Consider the following 14,025-nt stretch of genomic DNA (forward strand, 5'->3'; position numbering starts at 1 on the left):
GGGAATGCCGGACTCCGCCGTCGCAGCGCTGCTCGCCCAAGGCCGACCGCGCGCCGACGCACAGCGCAACGTCGAGCGGCTGGTGGCAGCGACCCGCGAAGCGCTCGACGAGCTAGGGCTCGCGGTCACGACCCGCGACATCGCACAGCGCGCGGGCGTCGGCCTCGGCACGCTGTACCGGCGCGTGCCGTCGTTGGACGCGCTCCTGGCCGCCATCCTCACCGACACCATCGACGAGATGACCGACCGCGCCGCGCGCGTGCTCGACTCCCCCGATCCGTGGCAGGGATTCGCCGAATTCGCCGAAACCTACGTCCAGCTCCGCGCGGCCAGCTGCGGACTGCACGACGCCCTGTCCGGCCGAGGCGAACGGCTCGACCTGGAGGAACGGATCACCCGGCTCCAGCGGGCGGTGCGGCAGCTGGTCGAGCGGGCGCAACAGGCCGGCACGCTCCGCGCCGACGTCGACTGGCGGGACGTCCCGTTCGCGCTCGCCACCGCGATCCCGCCGGACCACACGATCGGCCTCGTCCCGGGCGACGACCAGTGGCGGCGCAACCTCCGCATCATCCTCGACGGCCTGCGCCCGGCACGATCGCCTGCTCCAGCAGGCCCTGCAGCACCCGCTGCTCCTGCGGACTGAGCCCGGCCAGCGGCGAATCCCGGGTCAGCAGTTCGAGCAGCCGCTCGCGCAGCGCCGTGCCGTCCTCGGTGAGGACGAGATGCCTGGCGCGCCGGTCGGTCGGATGCGCGCGCCGCTCGATCAGCCCCTGTTTTTCCAGCTTGTCCACGACGAACGTGGCGTTCGACGGTTCGCAGCTCATCCGCTCGGCCAGCTCGCGCATCGTCATCGGGCCGGTCAGCTCGCGCAGCGCGGTGGCCTGCGGGGCGGTCAGCCCCAGCGTCACCGCGCGCTCGCGGACGTGGTCGGCGATCTGCTGCGCCAGCCCGTTCACCAGACCGCACAGCTCGCGTTCGGCGACCGCCCGGGATTCCGTCATGAGCCCATCCTAGCAACTCCATCAAGCCAGAATAATTAGAGCTTGAATGTTTCTAGCTTGATGCTTATGGTCGAGGAAGACCGAGGGAAGGGAACAAGACCGTGCTCGACGACCGACTGCGCAGGCCCGCGCAGAGCCGCACAATCCACCTGGGCGAGACGAAGGTGTCCTACGTGCCGGACGGGGCCGTGCAAGGGAATCCGCGGCTATGGCTGCCCGACAGCACCGCCGAGACCTGGTCCGCGCATCCGGAGTACCTGGACGACGACGGCTACCTCGTCGCGAGCATCGGCGGACTGCTGGTGGAACGCGACGGCCGCGCGCTGCTGATCGACGCCGGGTTCGGTCCGCAGACGGTTCCTGCTGAGCCAGGCGCGCCGAACGGCGTGCTGTACGGCGGCGCCCTGCTCGACAACCTGGCCGCGCTCGGGCGCAAACCGGAAGACATCGAGGCAGTGGCGCTCACGCACTTGCACTCCGACCACATCGGCTGGGCACTGCAGCCCGCGTTCGCGCACGCCGAATATCTGGTTACGGAACCAGAGTGGGCACAGCGTGAGAGCGACGCGATGGCACCGCAGGTCCGGACGATCTCGGACGGCCAGGAAGTGTTCCCCGGCGTCCAGGTTCGCTTCGCCGCCGGGCACACGCCGGGCCACGCCGAGTACGTCATCACCGCCGGCGGCCAACGGCTGATCGCTTTCGGCGACGCCGTCCATTCGCCGATCCAGATCGAAAACCCGGACTGGTCCTGCGTCTACGACCACGATCCGGTCGAGGCCGCGAGCCACCGCCGGAAGCTCGTCGCGGAACTGGCCGAACCGGGCACGATCGGCTTCGGGAACCACTTCGCCGACGTCGTCTTCGGGCACGTCCGCGACGGCCGCTGGCAGCCGCTCGACCGCTAAGGTCGGGTGAATGGCCCGGCTGATCCACCTCAACGGCCCGTCCGGCATCGGGAAATCCACCGTCGCGCGGCGCTACGCGGACCTCCACCCCGGAGTGCTCGATCTCGACGCCGACCAAGTGGTCATGATGATCGGCGGCTGGCGGACCGCGTTGCGGGACACGCTTCCCGCCGCGCGCCGGCTCGCGCTCGCCATGGCGGAAACGCATCTGCGGGCCGGGCACGACGTCGTCATGCCGCAGCTGGTGGCCCGCGTCGAGCAGGCCGAGCGGTTCGAGGAGGCGGCCCGCGCGGCCGGTGGCGAGTACGTCGAGGTCATGCTCACCGCGCCCCGGCCGCAGGCGAAGGCCCGGTTCGCCGCGCGCGGCGAGCACGCGGCCACCGACGCGATGGCCGAGCTGGGCGGTCCGGGCGCGCTCGACCGGATCCACGACCACGTCGCGGAGTATCTTCCGCTCCGTCCACAGTGCACAGTGCTGGACACCGAACACCTCGACCCGGACGAAACGTGCGCGAGGGTCGCGGAAATCGTTGCCCGCCGAGCAGCGGCGGAGGTACCGAGTGCACGGAACGGGGACCAAACGGGAAGCCTGCCGCCCGGCCCGGCCTGAGCGCGGTATATGTCGAGGAGTGCCAGGACACAGAGCCGACGCGGTCCGGCCGCCGTTTTCCGGGCGGACCGCGCGCACCGGACCCGGTGTCGCCGCCGCGGAAATCGCAGCCGATTCCGGCGCATTCCTGATTCTCGACGACGAGCGACAGACCAGTCCGCAGCGAGCGCCCGTCAACGGCCCGGTTTCCGCACTCCCCGATCCGCGCAGGTCCTTCCGGAAGAGACTCCCATGCCCGAACCCGTTGCCCGCACGGACTTCCCGACGCCGCCCTGGCTGCTCAGCGCGAGCGACGGCGTTGCCCTGCGCGCCCTCGCCGCGGGCCTCCTCGACAGCACGGCGTCCGACCTCGACCTCGCCTACTCCCTCGCGACCCGGACCCCGCGCGCGCTCCGCGTCCACATCCCAGCCGGCGACCGCACCGCTCTCGAAGCGGTCGCGAGCGGCCAGACGCCCGGCGAGCCCGTGCTGGAGCGTCCCCGGCTGACGTTCGTCTCCCACGGCAGCAAACTCGCCCCGGGCCGAGAAACCGAGTTCTCGCAACGATTTCCGCTCTTCGCCGACACCTTCGACACGATGTTGGGCGACTACCAGGACTGGCTCTTCGCTTTCCAGGCCGCACTGTGCTGTCTGCTGGACTCCTGGGGTCTCCGCCCGGAAGCCGTCGCCCGCATAACCCGAAGGCCCTGGGACGACACCAGCCTTGTCCTGGACCTCACGCCACCCTCCGTCCGCGAGTTGTTCGCCGAACTCGCCCGGCTGCACACCGCGGGCATCCCCGTCGCCTGGACCGAGGTCTTCGCCGGGAGCGGCGCGCGACGAGTAGACCTGCCCGCCGAAACCCTGCTGTATCGCCCCCGCTGGGTCCCCGTCCCAGCGCGGCCCGGCGAAGCGGAAATCCTCGAAATCCCCGCGAGCAACGACATCCACTCCCTCACGCTGGACGCCCTGCGCCCCCGCGAGGATCGGCTCGTCGTCACGACCAACGCCACCGGACCGGATCCCGATCTCGTGAGCGCCGCCGCCTGGGGCCTCCTCAACGCCGTCAAGGTCACCGCCGTCGACGTCGACCGGCCGACCCCCGCCGCCCAGATCCTCGACCTCGTCGGCGGCAGCACCGAACCCCGGCTCGCCATCCGCGACGGCGTCCCGCACGTCTTCCGGGTCACACCCGCCACGCCTTCCGCCGCCCGGCCGATCGACCCGTCCGGCACCGTCCTCGTCACCGGCGGCACCGGCCGGATCGGCACCTTGCTGGCCGAGCACCTCGTCGCCGAGCACGGCGTCCGGCGCCTCGTCCTGGCGAGCCGCAGCGGCCCCGCCGCCGAACGCCGCCCGACCGATCTCGACGCGGACGTCCGCATCGCCGCCATCGACGCCGCCGACCCGGGTCAGGTCGAAAGCCTCATCGCGTCCTGCAATCCGCCGCTGACCGCCGTCATCCACTGCGCCGCGGTCTTCGACGACCCCTTCGCGGCCGTGCGAACCCCCGAATGCCCCGACCCGGTCCTGCGCGCCAAAGCCGATTCCGCCTGGGTCCTCCACGAAGCGACCAAACACCTGCCGCTGTCGGCGTTCGTGCTCTTCTCGTCCCTAGCCGGAACCTTCGGCGAATCCGGCGCGAGCTACGCCGCCGCTAACCGGTTCCTCGACGCCCTCGCCACCCACCGGCGCGCGCACAGGCTGCCCGCGGTGTCGATCGCGTGGGGCAGATGGGATCCCGCTGTCTTCGACGCCGCACTCGGCAGCGACGAACCGGTCCTGCTCGGCCCCGGCGCGTCACCCGCCGAACAAATCCGCCCGCCCCTGGACCCTTTCCCCACACTGCTGACGAGTGTCCCGGCCGGAAGATGACATCCGTCATCGGGTTCGCGCGCGGAGAACCCCAATACTCAGCGCCATGAAGAAACTCCGGCTCGCAGCCGCCGCTCTCACCGCCGGACTCGCCATGCTCGTCCCGGCCGTCGCCGACGCCGCGCCGATGCCGCTGACCTTCGGCATCTACCCGGGCGGTTACGCGGGCGGCGGGTCCACCACCGGCAAACCCGACAATCCGGCCGAGGTGCGGAAAGCGTTGGCACAGCTGCAATCCGGGCACCGGCCGTTCCTGCTCCGCGATTACCTCGGCTGCGGCAGCGCCTTCCCCGACGACGAAATGCAGTACCTCGCCCCGGGCCGCCGCCTCGACGTCGTGCTCAGCTACTCCGGCGAGAGCATGCCGGAATGGCAGTCCTGTGTGGACAAGACGGTGCACCGCTACGGTCCGATCGCCGACACCATCTCGGTCACCCTCGAGCAGAACGTGGTGCCCCAGCCGAACGGCGACACCGCGCTCGTCCAAGGCGTCATCACCGGCAAGAAGGCAGCCGACCGGGATGGGTTCGCCCGGCTGCAGATCGGGTTCGACGAGGTCGCCTTCACTCAGCCGTTCACGCAGTTCTGGCAGCACCTCGCCCAGCTGGGCGGAGCGGAGTTCAGCCGCTCGGTCGGCTTCGTCGGCGTCGACCTCTACCCGGACGCCGGGCTGCCGGGCATCCCGCCGATGCCCGACCTGGCCGGGTTCGTCCACCAGACCCTGCACACCGTCCGCACCCAGGAGATGCCCATCGCCGGCCTCGGCCGCGACGTGCCGATCCGCGTGTCGGAGAACGGCTGGGCGACCCACACCGCCCAGCGCACGCCAGTCGGCCAGGCCCGCGCGCTGACCACGGAAATCCTGGCGGTCAACCAGGATCGGGTCACGGAAAACGTCGCCAGCTACGAGATGTTCGCCCTGCGCGACGACGTCACCGGCTCCCCCAGCCCGTTCGACAACTTCGGCGTCCTCACCGACGACTACGCCCCGAAGCCGATGTACTGGCTGTACCGCGGATTGATCTCGGCCCTCTCCTGAGCGGTTTTTTCCTGAAACGCAAGCCGGGCGCTGAGCGGATTTTTCGCTCAGCGCCCGGCTGTATAGATCGTTATACACTAATCAGGCGACGGAGATGTCGTCCGCGTAGATCGCGCTCTGGCCGTACCAGCCGTGGACGTACAAGGTCACCGCGCCGGACGCGCCGGTCGTGAACGGGATGGTCAGCTTGGTCCAGCTGGAGTTGGCGGTCCACGAGCTGGCCGTCGCTCCCCCGCGGACGCCGGCGTAGGCGTAGCCGCCCTGGACCCACGCGGTCAGGGTGTACGCGTGGTTCGGCGCGAGCGTCAGGTTCTGCGTCGCTTCCCCGGTGGTCGACGCCGTCGGCGACACCTGCAGCGCGTGGCTGCCGGAGTGCACCGGCGAGGACACGATCGTCCCGCCGCTCCACGGGCTGAGCGCTCCCGTTTCGAAGTTGCCGTTGACGACGCTGCCGGTCGGGCTGGTTCCGTTGACCGTCAACGTGTACGTCGCGGTGTGGCTGCCGCCGCCCGCGACCGAGCCGGTTATCGTCAGAGGGTAGACGCCCGGCTGAGTCGCCGCGGTCGTGGTGATCGACAGGTTCGCGCTCTCCCCCGCCTTGACCGTCGTCGGGCTGACCGACGCGGTCACCCCGCCGGGCGCGCCGCTCACCGAAAGCGAAACCTGTTGCGCCGTACCGGAAGTCACCGCGGTGGTCACCTTGCCGGCGGCCGAACCGCCCGGGTCGACCGAAGCCGAGGCCGGGCTCGCGGTCACCGAGAAGTCGTTGCCCGGCACCGGAGTTCCGCCGGTGAACGGGGCGAACGTGTGGCTGAAGTACCACTTGTCCTGCGGGATGCCGGAGCAGGTGTCCTGTGCGCCGGTGCCGGGGCAGGTGCCGTTGTCGCGCTGCAGCGCCCAGAACGACAGCATGTTGATGCCCTTGGACACCGCCCAGTTGTAGACGGTGACCGCGTCGGCCGTGGTGAACGTTTCCGCGGCGCCGAAGTCGTCGATGCCCGGCATCTCGGTGATGCCGACCATCCCCCACAGCTGTTCCTGCGTCTTGCCCGGATACAGCGACGCCAGCTGCGAGACCAGCCCGGCCGCCGCCGCCTGGGTGTCCTGGGCCATGTTGTGGGTGGCGTTGTCGTAGTAGTCGAAGGTCATCAGGTTGACCACGTCGACCTTGGCCCCGTTGGACACCGCGTTCCGCAGCACGTCCAGCGCACTGGTGAGACCGCTCGTGGTGGTCGGCAGCGTGTAGGAGATCTGGAGCTGGCGCCCGTTGGCCGCGGCCCAGTCCTGGACCTTCTTGATCGCCTTGTTCCGGCGGTCGATGCCCGCGGAGTTGGTCAGCGAGTTGTCCTCGATGTCCATGTCCAGGCGCGGCACGTCGTAGGTGGTGATCAGCGATTCGTACGCGGCCGCGATCTGGTCGACGTTCGTGCAGCTGTCGGCGATCTCGGTGGCGTTGTGGTCCGCGGTGTAGCCGCCGAACGACGGGATCACGTCCCCGCCGCGCGAGCGGATGGTGCGGAAGTCCGCGCCGAACGTCGAGTCCGACACCGGCATGCTGGCGTCGCCGTTCCAGAGGACGGTGCACGAACCCGAGGACGCGGTCTGCAGGAACGCCATCGTCAGGTGCTTGACGCCCGCTTCCTGGGCCATCGCGGCCGGGCTCTGGCCGTTCCAGGACTCGAAGTAGGGCGCGAACACGTGGTTCGGCAGCGGGGTCGCGGCGTGCGCGGGCGCCGCGGTGGCGACCAGCACTCCGAGCGGAGCCGCCGCGGCGGCCAGGACAGCGGACAATCGTGACAAGTGACTTCTTCGTCGCATGCGGGCTCCAGTGCCGAAAAAGGGGCCGTGCGGCGGCGGCGCACGGCCGGAACCTTCTCAGAATTGGACTGGACCAGTCACCCGTCAAGGTCTAGACCACTAATGCGGCCGAACGGCCGGGTCGGATCGTCGGGCGCCACCCGAGGTCAGTGGTCCGGTGTGCCCGCAGCCCCGGCGCTCGTGAGTGCTCATGCCGGTTGTCACCGGCATGAGCACTCGCGAGACCCGCCTCAGCCCACCTGCTCCTTCGCCGGGACCGGCGCGCCGAGCGAGAGCTTGGTCGAGCGGGTGGTCAGCGAAATCGCCGCCGCGGCCAGCGTCGACACCGCCAGGAAGCCGAACGCGGCGGCGAAGCCGAACCGGTCCGCGAGCCAGCCCATCACCAGCGGCGCGAGCACGCCGGCGAGCTGGCCGCCCGTGTTGACCAGGCCCATCCCCGCGCCGACCAGGTCCCGCGGCAGCACCCGCAGCGGCAGCCCGACGATGCCGATCGAGGCGAGACCGCTGATGAACATCGCGACGGTCTGCAGCACGGTGAACCCGGTCGCCGAATCCGACAGCAGCATCGCGACGAGCACCCCGGCCGCGGCGACGAGCGCGGGCACCACGAGCCAGCGCGGCCGGCGGTCGAAGTACCGGCTCATCAGCCAGCCGCCGATCAGCACCGCCGCCGCGCTCACCAGCTGCGGGATCGCCGCCGAGATCCCCGCGGCGACCAGCGAAAGCCCCTTGGTCTCGACCAGGTACGACGGAACCCAGGTGATCATGCCGTAGGCGAGCATGTTGAAGCAGGCGAACATCGCCGCGCACCGGATCACCAGCCGGTTCCGCAGCACCTGCGACACCGGCACCTTCACCGGGGCGACCCGTGCCTCGGGTTCGGTCAGCTCGCGCGGCAGCGGCGGAGGCAGCAACCGCCACAGCGCCAGGCCGACGATCAGCCCGGCCACCGCGACGATCCAGAACGTGTGCCGCCAGCCCGCGGCGACCACGAGCGGCGCGACCAGCAGCGGCCCGAGCCCGGCCCCGACCGAGTTGGACGCCAGCAGCAGTCCCGCGCCGCGGCTGCGGCCTTCCTGCGTCGTGCGTTCGGCCAGCGCCTTGAACGCCGCCCCGGGGAACAACGCCTGCGCGAACCCGAACGCCGCGCGCAGCACCAGCAGCACGACCAGCCCGGGCGCGAACCCGGTGGCGGCGGTGAACACCGACCAGGCCACCAGCGAGATCACCAGCAACGGCCGCGCACCCACACGGTCCGCGAGCAGCCCGCCCGGCATCTGCCCGACCAGGTAGGCGATCGCGAACGCGGACACGACCAGCCCCTGCGTGGTCTTGGACAGCCCGAACTCCGCGCCGATCAGCGGCAGCGCGACCGCGATCATGACGCGGTCGATGTAGTCGATGATGAAGACGCCGACCAGCAGCGCCAACGTGGTCCGTTCGGTCCGCCGCACGACCGGCGCGGAACTCGGAATGCTCACCGTCGGATCCTCCTTGATTCGGCGACGCCGCATTGTGTGGTCATGCACCCCCTCCGCGGCTTCGTCGGATCCACTGACAGTCGGCTCTCGGATTGCGCCGATCCGACGAAGAGCTGGTTGCGCGAGGAGCAGGGTTCCGCTTTGGCGCAGGTCAGCGCGCTCGGCCGCGAAGAAACGGCCGTTCGCCCCCGGAACGCGCCTGCCTTCTCTACGCTGGCGTGGCCGCGAACGGCGCGAGGAGAAGGACGGTGGGCATGGCCGAGGGACGACCGGACGCGGTGATCGGCGGCCGTTACCGCCTGATCAGCGAACTCGGGTCCGGCGGTTTCGGCCGGGTGTGGCGGGCCAGGGACGAAACCCTCGGCGTGGCCGTCGCGGTGAAGGAGCTGCGGCTGCCGCCGTCGTCGAGCGAGGCGGAGCGGGCCGGCCGCCTCAAGCGGGCCGAGCGCGAGGCCCGGCACGCCGCCCGGCTCCGCGACCACCCGCACATCGTGGCCGTCCACGACGTCGTGGCCGAGGACGGGGTGCCGTGGATCGTGATGCGCCTGGTCGAGGGCCAGTCGCTGGCCGACCGTATCGCCGCCGGGTCGCTCTCCCCCGCACAAGCGGCCCCCGTCGCGGCGGCGCTGATCGAGGCGCTCGCCGCCGCCCACGACGCGGACATCGCGCACCGCGACGTCAAGCCCGCCAACGTGCTGCTGACCGAACGCGGCGAGGTGCTGCTCACCGATTTCGGGATCGCCGCCCACGACGCCGACACCCAGCTGACCTCCACCGGGATGTTCGTCGGCTCGGTCGAATACACCGCCCCGGAACGGCTCGAAGACCGCGGCAACGGTGCCGTCAGCGACCTGTTCTCCCTGGGTGCGACGCTGTACCACGCCGTCGAGGGCGTCTCCCCGTTCGCCCGGGACACCGCCAAGGCGACGATGGCCGCGATCCTGTTCCACCAGCCCCCGCCGCCCCGGCGCGCGGGTCCGCTGGCCGAGCTGATCACCCGCCTGCTGGAGAAAGACCCCGCCCGCCGCCCGTCCTTCGCCGAAGCCCGGGAACTGGCGGCGGAAGCGGTCTCGCCGCGGCGCGAAACCCGGGCGGAGACCGTTCAGCAGCCGGTCGATCCGGCACCTGGGCCGCCGGGGCAGCCGACGAACCGGCCGCGAATCATCGCCGGGACCGTCGCGTCCGCTTTTGGCGTGGCGATGGCCGTCCTGGTCACGATGATCACCCTGAGCGGCGCGACGCACGCCGACACCCGGGCAGATGCCGTCTTTCCCCCGGCACTGATCGCCGGGGGAATCGCGTTCCTCGTGGGAGTCGGCCCGCGCACCTGGCCGATCCGGCACTCCTGGCCGATCGCCATCGGCGCGGGTGCCGTCACGTTCGCCGTGCTGCTCGCGCTGTGGTTGCCGAACATCGCCGTCGGCTGAACCTCTCCCCTAAAACGCCAACGGCGGGGCCGGTCTCCCCAGCCCCGCCGTATAGGTCGTTATACACCCAGCTTACGCGCCCGCGAGTCCCCGGCGCTTCAGCAGCGGCTCGATTTCCGGTGCGCGGCCGCGGAAGGTCGCGAACGCCTCCATCGGGTCGACGCTGCCGCCGAGGCCCAGCAGGGTCGACCGGAAGTGGTCGCCGTTCTCGCGCTTGAGGCCGCCGTTCTCGGTGAACCACTCGACGGTGTCCGCGTCGAGCACCTCGCTCCAGATGTAGGAGTAGTACCCGGCGCTGTAGCCCCCCGAGAAGACGTGGTTGAAGTACGTCGTCCGGTAGCGCGGCGGCACGCTTTCCAGTGCCACGCCTGCCTTTTCCAGCGCCGCGGCCTCGAATCGCTGCACGTCCTCCACCCGGTCGTCCGGGCCGAGCTTGTGCCACGCGAGGTCGAGCAGCGCCGCGGCGAGGTACTCGGTCGTGCGGAAGCCTTCGCCGTACTGCTGCGCGGCCTCCAGCAGCTCGACCTGCCCGGCGGGCAGCGGCTCCCCCGTCTCGTGGTGCTTGGCGTAGTTGGCCAGGATTTCCGGCCACAGCATCCACATCTCGTTGACCTGCGAGGGGTACTCGACGAAGTCGCGCGGCACGTTGGTGCCGGTGAACGTCGGGAACTCGACGCCGGACAGCAGCGAGTGCAGCGCGTGCCCGAACTCGTGGAACGCGGTGCGCACCTCGTCGAGCGAAAGCAGGGTCGGCTCCCCCTCGCGCGGCTTGGTCACGTTCAGCACGTTGACCACGACCGTGCGCCGCCCGAGCAGCCGCGACTGGTCCACGAAGTTGTTCATCCACGCGCCGCCGCGCTTGGAGTCGCGGGTGTAGTAGTCCATCAGGAACAGGCCGAGCCCGCTGCCGTCGGCGTCGAAGACCTCGAAGATCCGCACCTGCGGGTGGTACTTCGGCAGGTCGTTCCGCTCGGTGAAAGTCAAGCCGTACAACCGGTTCGCGGCCACGAACACGCCGTCGTGCAGCACCCGGTCCAGCTCGAAGTACGGCCGCAGCGCCGCGGTGTCCAGCTGGAACCGCTCGCGTTCCACCTTCGACGCGTAGAACGCCCAGTCCCACGGCTGCAGCGTCGCGCCCGGCACGTCCGCTTCCAGCAGCTTCTGCAGTTCCGCGGCTTCGGTGCGCGCGTTCGCGACCGCCACCGGCGCGAGCCGCTCCAGCAGCCCGCCTGCCGCCTCGACAGTCTTGGCCGTCTCGTCCGCGATCACGTACGCCGCGTGGTTCGGGTAGCCCAGCAGCGCGGCCCGCTCGGCCCGCAGCCGGGTGATCTCCTCGACGATGGCGTTGTTGTCGTACTCGTTGCCGCGGTTGCCCCGCGACACCGAAGCGGTGAAGACGCGCTCGCGCACCGCGCGGTTTTCCAGCGACGCCACGGCCGCCTGCGCGGTGGGCAGCGTCAGGGTCAGGACGTACTTGCCCTCGAGACCGCGTTCGGCTGCCGTCTGCGCCGCCGCCGCGATCGCGCTTTCGCCGAGCCCGGCCAGCTCCGCGGCGTCGTCGAGCACGACCGCGAGATCGTTGGTGTCCCGCAGCAGGTTCTGCGAAAAACGGGTCTGCAGCGTCGAAAGCTGCTCGTTCAGCGCGCGCAGCTTCGCCTGGTCCTCCTCGGGCAGCCCGGCGCCCGCGCGGCTGAAGTCGGTGTACCGGCGCTCCAGCAGCCGCAGCTCCTCCGCGTTCAAGCCCAGCTCCGCACGCTTCTGGTACAGCGCGTCGATGCGGGCGAACAGCCGCGGGTTCAGGTGGATCGCGTCCTCGTGCGCGGCCAGCTTCGGAGCCAGCTCGGCCTGGATCTCCTGGACCTCTTCGGTCGCGTTCGAGCTCGAGATGTTGAAGAACGTGCCGGACACCCGGGTCAGCAGCGCACCCGCTCGCTCCAGCGCCGCGATCGTGTTCTCGAAGGTCGGCTCGGCCGGGTCGTCGGCGATCCGCTCCACGTCGGCGGCGTGCTCGGCGAGCCCGGCTTCGAAGGCGGGCCGGTAGTGCTCGTCGGCGATCCGGTCGAACGGCGGCAGCTCGTAGGGCAGGTCGCTGGGGACGGCGAACGGGTTGTCCGGGGAAATCATTCGGGTTTGCGCTCCTGGTTCTCCACAGGGTTCTCCACGTGGTGCCGCCCACCCTACGGGGTCCGGCATCCGACGGAAGGACTGTCGATCGTCAGCGGCCCGTGCTTCCGCCCACGACGGCGTCGCTGGAGGCCTTCTTGCCGCGGCCGCGCTTCTTCTTCGGCGGCGGCGGCACGATCCCGGCCAGGTCGCCGCCGTGCTCGTTCACCCGGAGCACGAACGGCCGCGTTTCGGTGTAGCGCACGACCGACACCGCGGCCGGGTCCACGACGATCCGCTGGAACGCGTCGAGGTGCTGGCCCAGCGCGTCGGCCAGGATCGACTTGATCACGTCGCCGTGGCTGCACACCACCCACACCGCGTGGTCGCCGTGCTCGGCGGTGATCCGGGCGTCGTGCGCGCGGATCGCGGCCACCGCGCGCGCCTGCATCTCGGCGAGCCCCTCCCCGCCCGGGAAGACCGCCGCCGACGGGTGCGCCTGCACCACGCGCCACAACGGTTCCTTGACGAGGTTCTTGAGTTCCCGGCCGGTCCACTCGCCGTAGTCCACTTCGGACAGCCGCGGCTCGACGACCTTCGTCAGCCCCTGCGCGGCGGCCAGCGGCGCGACGGTCTGCTTGCAGCGCAGCATCGGCGACACGACCAGTTCGGCGACCGGCACCCCGGCGAAACGCTCGACGAGGGCGTCGGCCTGTGCCCGGCCGGTGTCGTCCAGCCCGACCTTCGGCGTGCGCCCGGCGAGGACGCCCGAGCCGTTGGCCGTGGACTTCCCGTGCCGCAGCAAGATGACCGTACTCACGACGCCACCCTAACCGGTGATCCGCCGGTTCAGCCGCCCGCGGGTCCCGCGTTCGGGTCCAGCACGCCGCCGAAGACCAGCCCGAACAGCACCACGCCGAGCACGACGCGGTAGATCACGAAGGGCACGAAGCTGCGCTTCTTGATGTAGGCCATCAGCCACGCGATCACCAGGTAGCCGACGCCGAAGGCGACCAGCGTGGCCAGGATCGTCGGCCCCCACTGCGCGTTCTCGCCGTTCTTGCCGATGTCGGTCAGCTTGTACAGCCCCGAGCCGAACACCGCGGGCACCGCGAGCAGGAACGAGTACTCCGCGGCTTCCGAGCGGGTGTAGCCCATCAGCAGGCCGGCGCTCGTCGTGCCGCCCGAGCGCGAGACGCCCGGGATCAGCGCGAGCGCCTGCGCGAAGCCGTACGCCAGGCCGTGCGGCACGTTCAGGTGGTCCAGCGTCCGCTGCTGTTTCGCGGTCCGGTCGGCGAACAGCAGGATCAGGCCGAACACGATGAGCGTCGTCGCGGTGATCCGCAGGTCGCGGAACGCCCGGTCGATCTCGTCCTGCAGGAGCAGGCCGAGCACGACGATCGGCAGCGAGCCGACGATGATCAGCCAGCCCAGCCGCGCGTCCGGGTCGCGCCGCCAGTCCGGGCGGTAGAGGGAGAAGAACCAGGCGCGCAGGATCCGGCCGATCTTCGGCCCGAAGTAGAGGATCACCGCGAGCTCGGTGCCGATCTGGGTGACCGCGGTGAACGCCGCGCCCGGATCGCCCCAGCCCGCCAGCGCGGCGACGATCCGCACGTGCGCGCTCGAGGAGATCGGCAGGAACTCGGTGAGCCCCTGCACCAGCCCCAGGACCAGGGCCTCGAACCATCCCATCAGGCCGCTCCCGCCGGTTCGCCCGCCCGCACGGGGCGCAGTCCGATTCGCACGGTCGGGAACCTATCGGGTGGTTCCTGAGGACCACCCCG

Annotated in this window: 12 protein-coding genes; 6 read left to right on the forward strand and 6 right to left on the reverse strand. The window is 70.7% G+C overall.

The annotated features are described in order from the left end of the window. Positions 1-4 precede the first annotated feature (4 nt). Positions 5-643: a TetR/AcrR family transcriptional regulator gene (locus tag EIZ44_RS28230; protein WP_134732284.1), complete on the forward strand. Its 639-nt coding sequence runs from the start codon at positions 5-7 to the stop codon at positions 641-643. On the opposite strand, the gene EIZ44_RS28235 is transcribed toward EIZ44_RS28230, so the two are convergent. After that, positions 567-1,001 carry a MarR family winged helix-turn-helix transcriptional regulator gene (locus EIZ44_RS28235; protein WP_037805929.1) on the reverse strand — a complete coding sequence of 145 codons (435 nt, stop codon included), beginning with the start codon at positions 999-1,001 and terminating at the stop codon, positions 567-569. The genes EIZ44_RS28230 and EIZ44_RS28235 overlap by 77 nt on opposite strands. Before the next feature lie 101 nt (positions 1,002-1,102). Here EIZ44_RS28235 and EIZ44_RS28240 point away from each other — a divergent pair, with 101 nt between their 5' ends. The 4 genes from EIZ44_RS28240 to EIZ44_RS28255 all read left to right on the forward strand — a co-directional run bounded on the left by EIZ44_RS28240 (position 1,103) and on the right by EIZ44_RS28255 (position 5,412). Beyond that, positions 1,103-1,909, forward strand: coding sequence for an MBL fold metallo-hydrolase (locus EIZ44_RS28240; protein ID WP_205673335.1), 807 nt, complete (start codon positions 1,103-1,105; stop codon positions 1,907-1,909). Positions 1,910-1,919: 10 nt separating this feature from the next. Further along, on the forward strand, positions 1,920-2,519 hold the full coding sequence (locus EIZ44_RS28245) for a P-loop nucleotide/nucleoside kinase family protein (protein ID WP_134732286.1): 600 nt from the start codon (positions 1,920-1,922) through the stop codon (positions 2,517-2,519). A 231-nt stretch (positions 2,520-2,750) separates the two neighbouring features. Beyond that, positions 2,751-4,373, forward strand: a complete 1,623-nt coding sequence (locus EIZ44_RS44880) for a beta-ketoacyl reductase (protein ID WP_167754300.1) — start codon at positions 2,751-2,753, stop codon at positions 4,371-4,373. A gap of 46 nt (positions 4,374-4,419) precedes the next feature. Next, a complete protein-coding gene (locus EIZ44_RS28255; protein ID WP_134732288.1) occupies positions 4,420-5,412 on the forward strand; it encodes a hypothetical protein in 993 nt (330 codons plus the stop codon). 81 nt (positions 5,413-5,493) lie between these two features. Here the strand turns inward: EIZ44_RS28255 and EIZ44_RS28260 are convergent, their stop codons facing one another. Further along, positions 5,494-7,212 carry a glycosyl hydrolase family 18 protein gene (locus EIZ44_RS28260; RefSeq protein WP_240691435.1) on the reverse strand — a complete coding sequence of 573 codons (1,719 nt, stop codon included), beginning with the start codon at positions 7,210-7,212 and terminating at the stop codon, positions 5,494-5,496. Positions 7,213-7,460: 248 nt separating this feature from the next. After that, positions 7,461-8,711, reverse strand: a complete 1,251-nt coding sequence (locus EIZ44_RS28265) for an MFS transporter (protein WP_205673336.1) — start codon at positions 8,709-8,711, stop codon at positions 7,461-7,463. Positions 8,712-8,965: 254 nt separating this feature from the next. On the opposite strand from EIZ44_RS28265, the gene EIZ44_RS28270 reads away from it, so the two are divergent. After that, positions 8,966-10,138, forward strand: a complete 1,173-nt coding sequence (locus tag EIZ44_RS28270) for a serine/threonine-protein kinase (protein ID WP_051728493.1) — start codon at positions 8,966-8,968, stop codon at positions 10,136-10,138. Between the two features lie 72 nt (positions 10,139-10,210). Here the strand turns inward: EIZ44_RS28270 and EIZ44_RS28275 are convergent, their stop codons facing one another. The 3 genes from EIZ44_RS28275 to EIZ44_RS28285 all read right to left on the reverse strand — a co-directional run bounded on the left by EIZ44_RS28275 (position 10,211) and on the right by EIZ44_RS28285 (position 13,933). Further along, the gene (locus EIZ44_RS28275; protein WP_043833210.1) at positions 10,211-12,262 is read right to left on the reverse strand and encodes a M3 family metallopeptidase; all 2,052 of its coding nucleotides are present in this window, start codon (positions 12,260-12,262) and stop codon (positions 10,211-10,213) included. 91 nt (positions 12,263-12,353) lie between these two features. Then, positions 12,354-13,061: a histidine phosphatase family protein gene (locus tag EIZ44_RS28280; protein WP_037805922.1), complete on the reverse strand. Its 708-nt coding sequence runs from the start codon at positions 13,059-13,061 to the stop codon at positions 12,354-12,356. 29 nt (positions 13,062-13,090) lie between these two features. After that, on the reverse strand, positions 13,091-13,933 hold the full coding sequence (locus tag EIZ44_RS28285; protein ID WP_009078682.1) for an undecaprenyl-diphosphate phosphatase: 843 nt from the start codon (positions 13,931-13,933) through the stop codon (positions 13,091-13,093). Positions 13,934-14,025: the final 92 nt, after the last annotated feature.

Source organism: Amycolatopsis nivea, assembly GCF_004522235.1.
Lineage (GTDB): Bacteria > Actinomycetota > Actinomycetes > Mycobacteriales > Pseudonocardiaceae > Amycolatopsis > Amycolatopsis nivea.

Coding starts and splice junctions, on each gene's coding strand:
- EIZ44_RS28230 (WP_134732284.1), top strand. CDS start 5: ATGCCGGACTCCGCCGTCGCAGCGCTGCTCGCCCAAGGCCGACCGCGC.
- EIZ44_RS28235 (WP_037805929.1), bottom strand. CDS start 1,001: ATGACGGAATCCCGGGCGGTCGCCGAACGCGAGCTGTGCGGTCTGGTG.
- EIZ44_RS28245 (WP_134732286.1), top strand. CDS start 1,920: ATGGCCCGGCTGATCCACCTCAACGGCCCGTCCGGCATCGGGAAATCC.
- EIZ44_RS44880 (WP_167754300.1), top strand. CDS start 2,751: ATGCCCGAACCCGTTGCCCGCACGGACTTCCCGACGCCGCCCTGGCTG.
- EIZ44_RS28255 (WP_134732288.1), top strand. CDS start 4,420: ATGAAGAAACTCCGGCTCGCAGCCGCCGCTCTCACCGCCGGACTCGCC.
- EIZ44_RS28270 (WP_051728493.1), top strand. CDS start 8,966: ATGGCCGAGGGACGACCGGACGCGGTGATCGGCGGCCGTTACCGCCTG.
- EIZ44_RS28275 (WP_043833210.1), bottom strand. CDS start 12,262: ATGATTTCCCCGGACAACCCGTTCGCCGTCCCCAGCGACCTGCCCTAC.
- EIZ44_RS28285 (WP_009078682.1), bottom strand. CDS start 13,933: ATGGGATGGTTCGAGGCCCTGGTCCTGGGGCTGGTGCAGGGGCTCACC.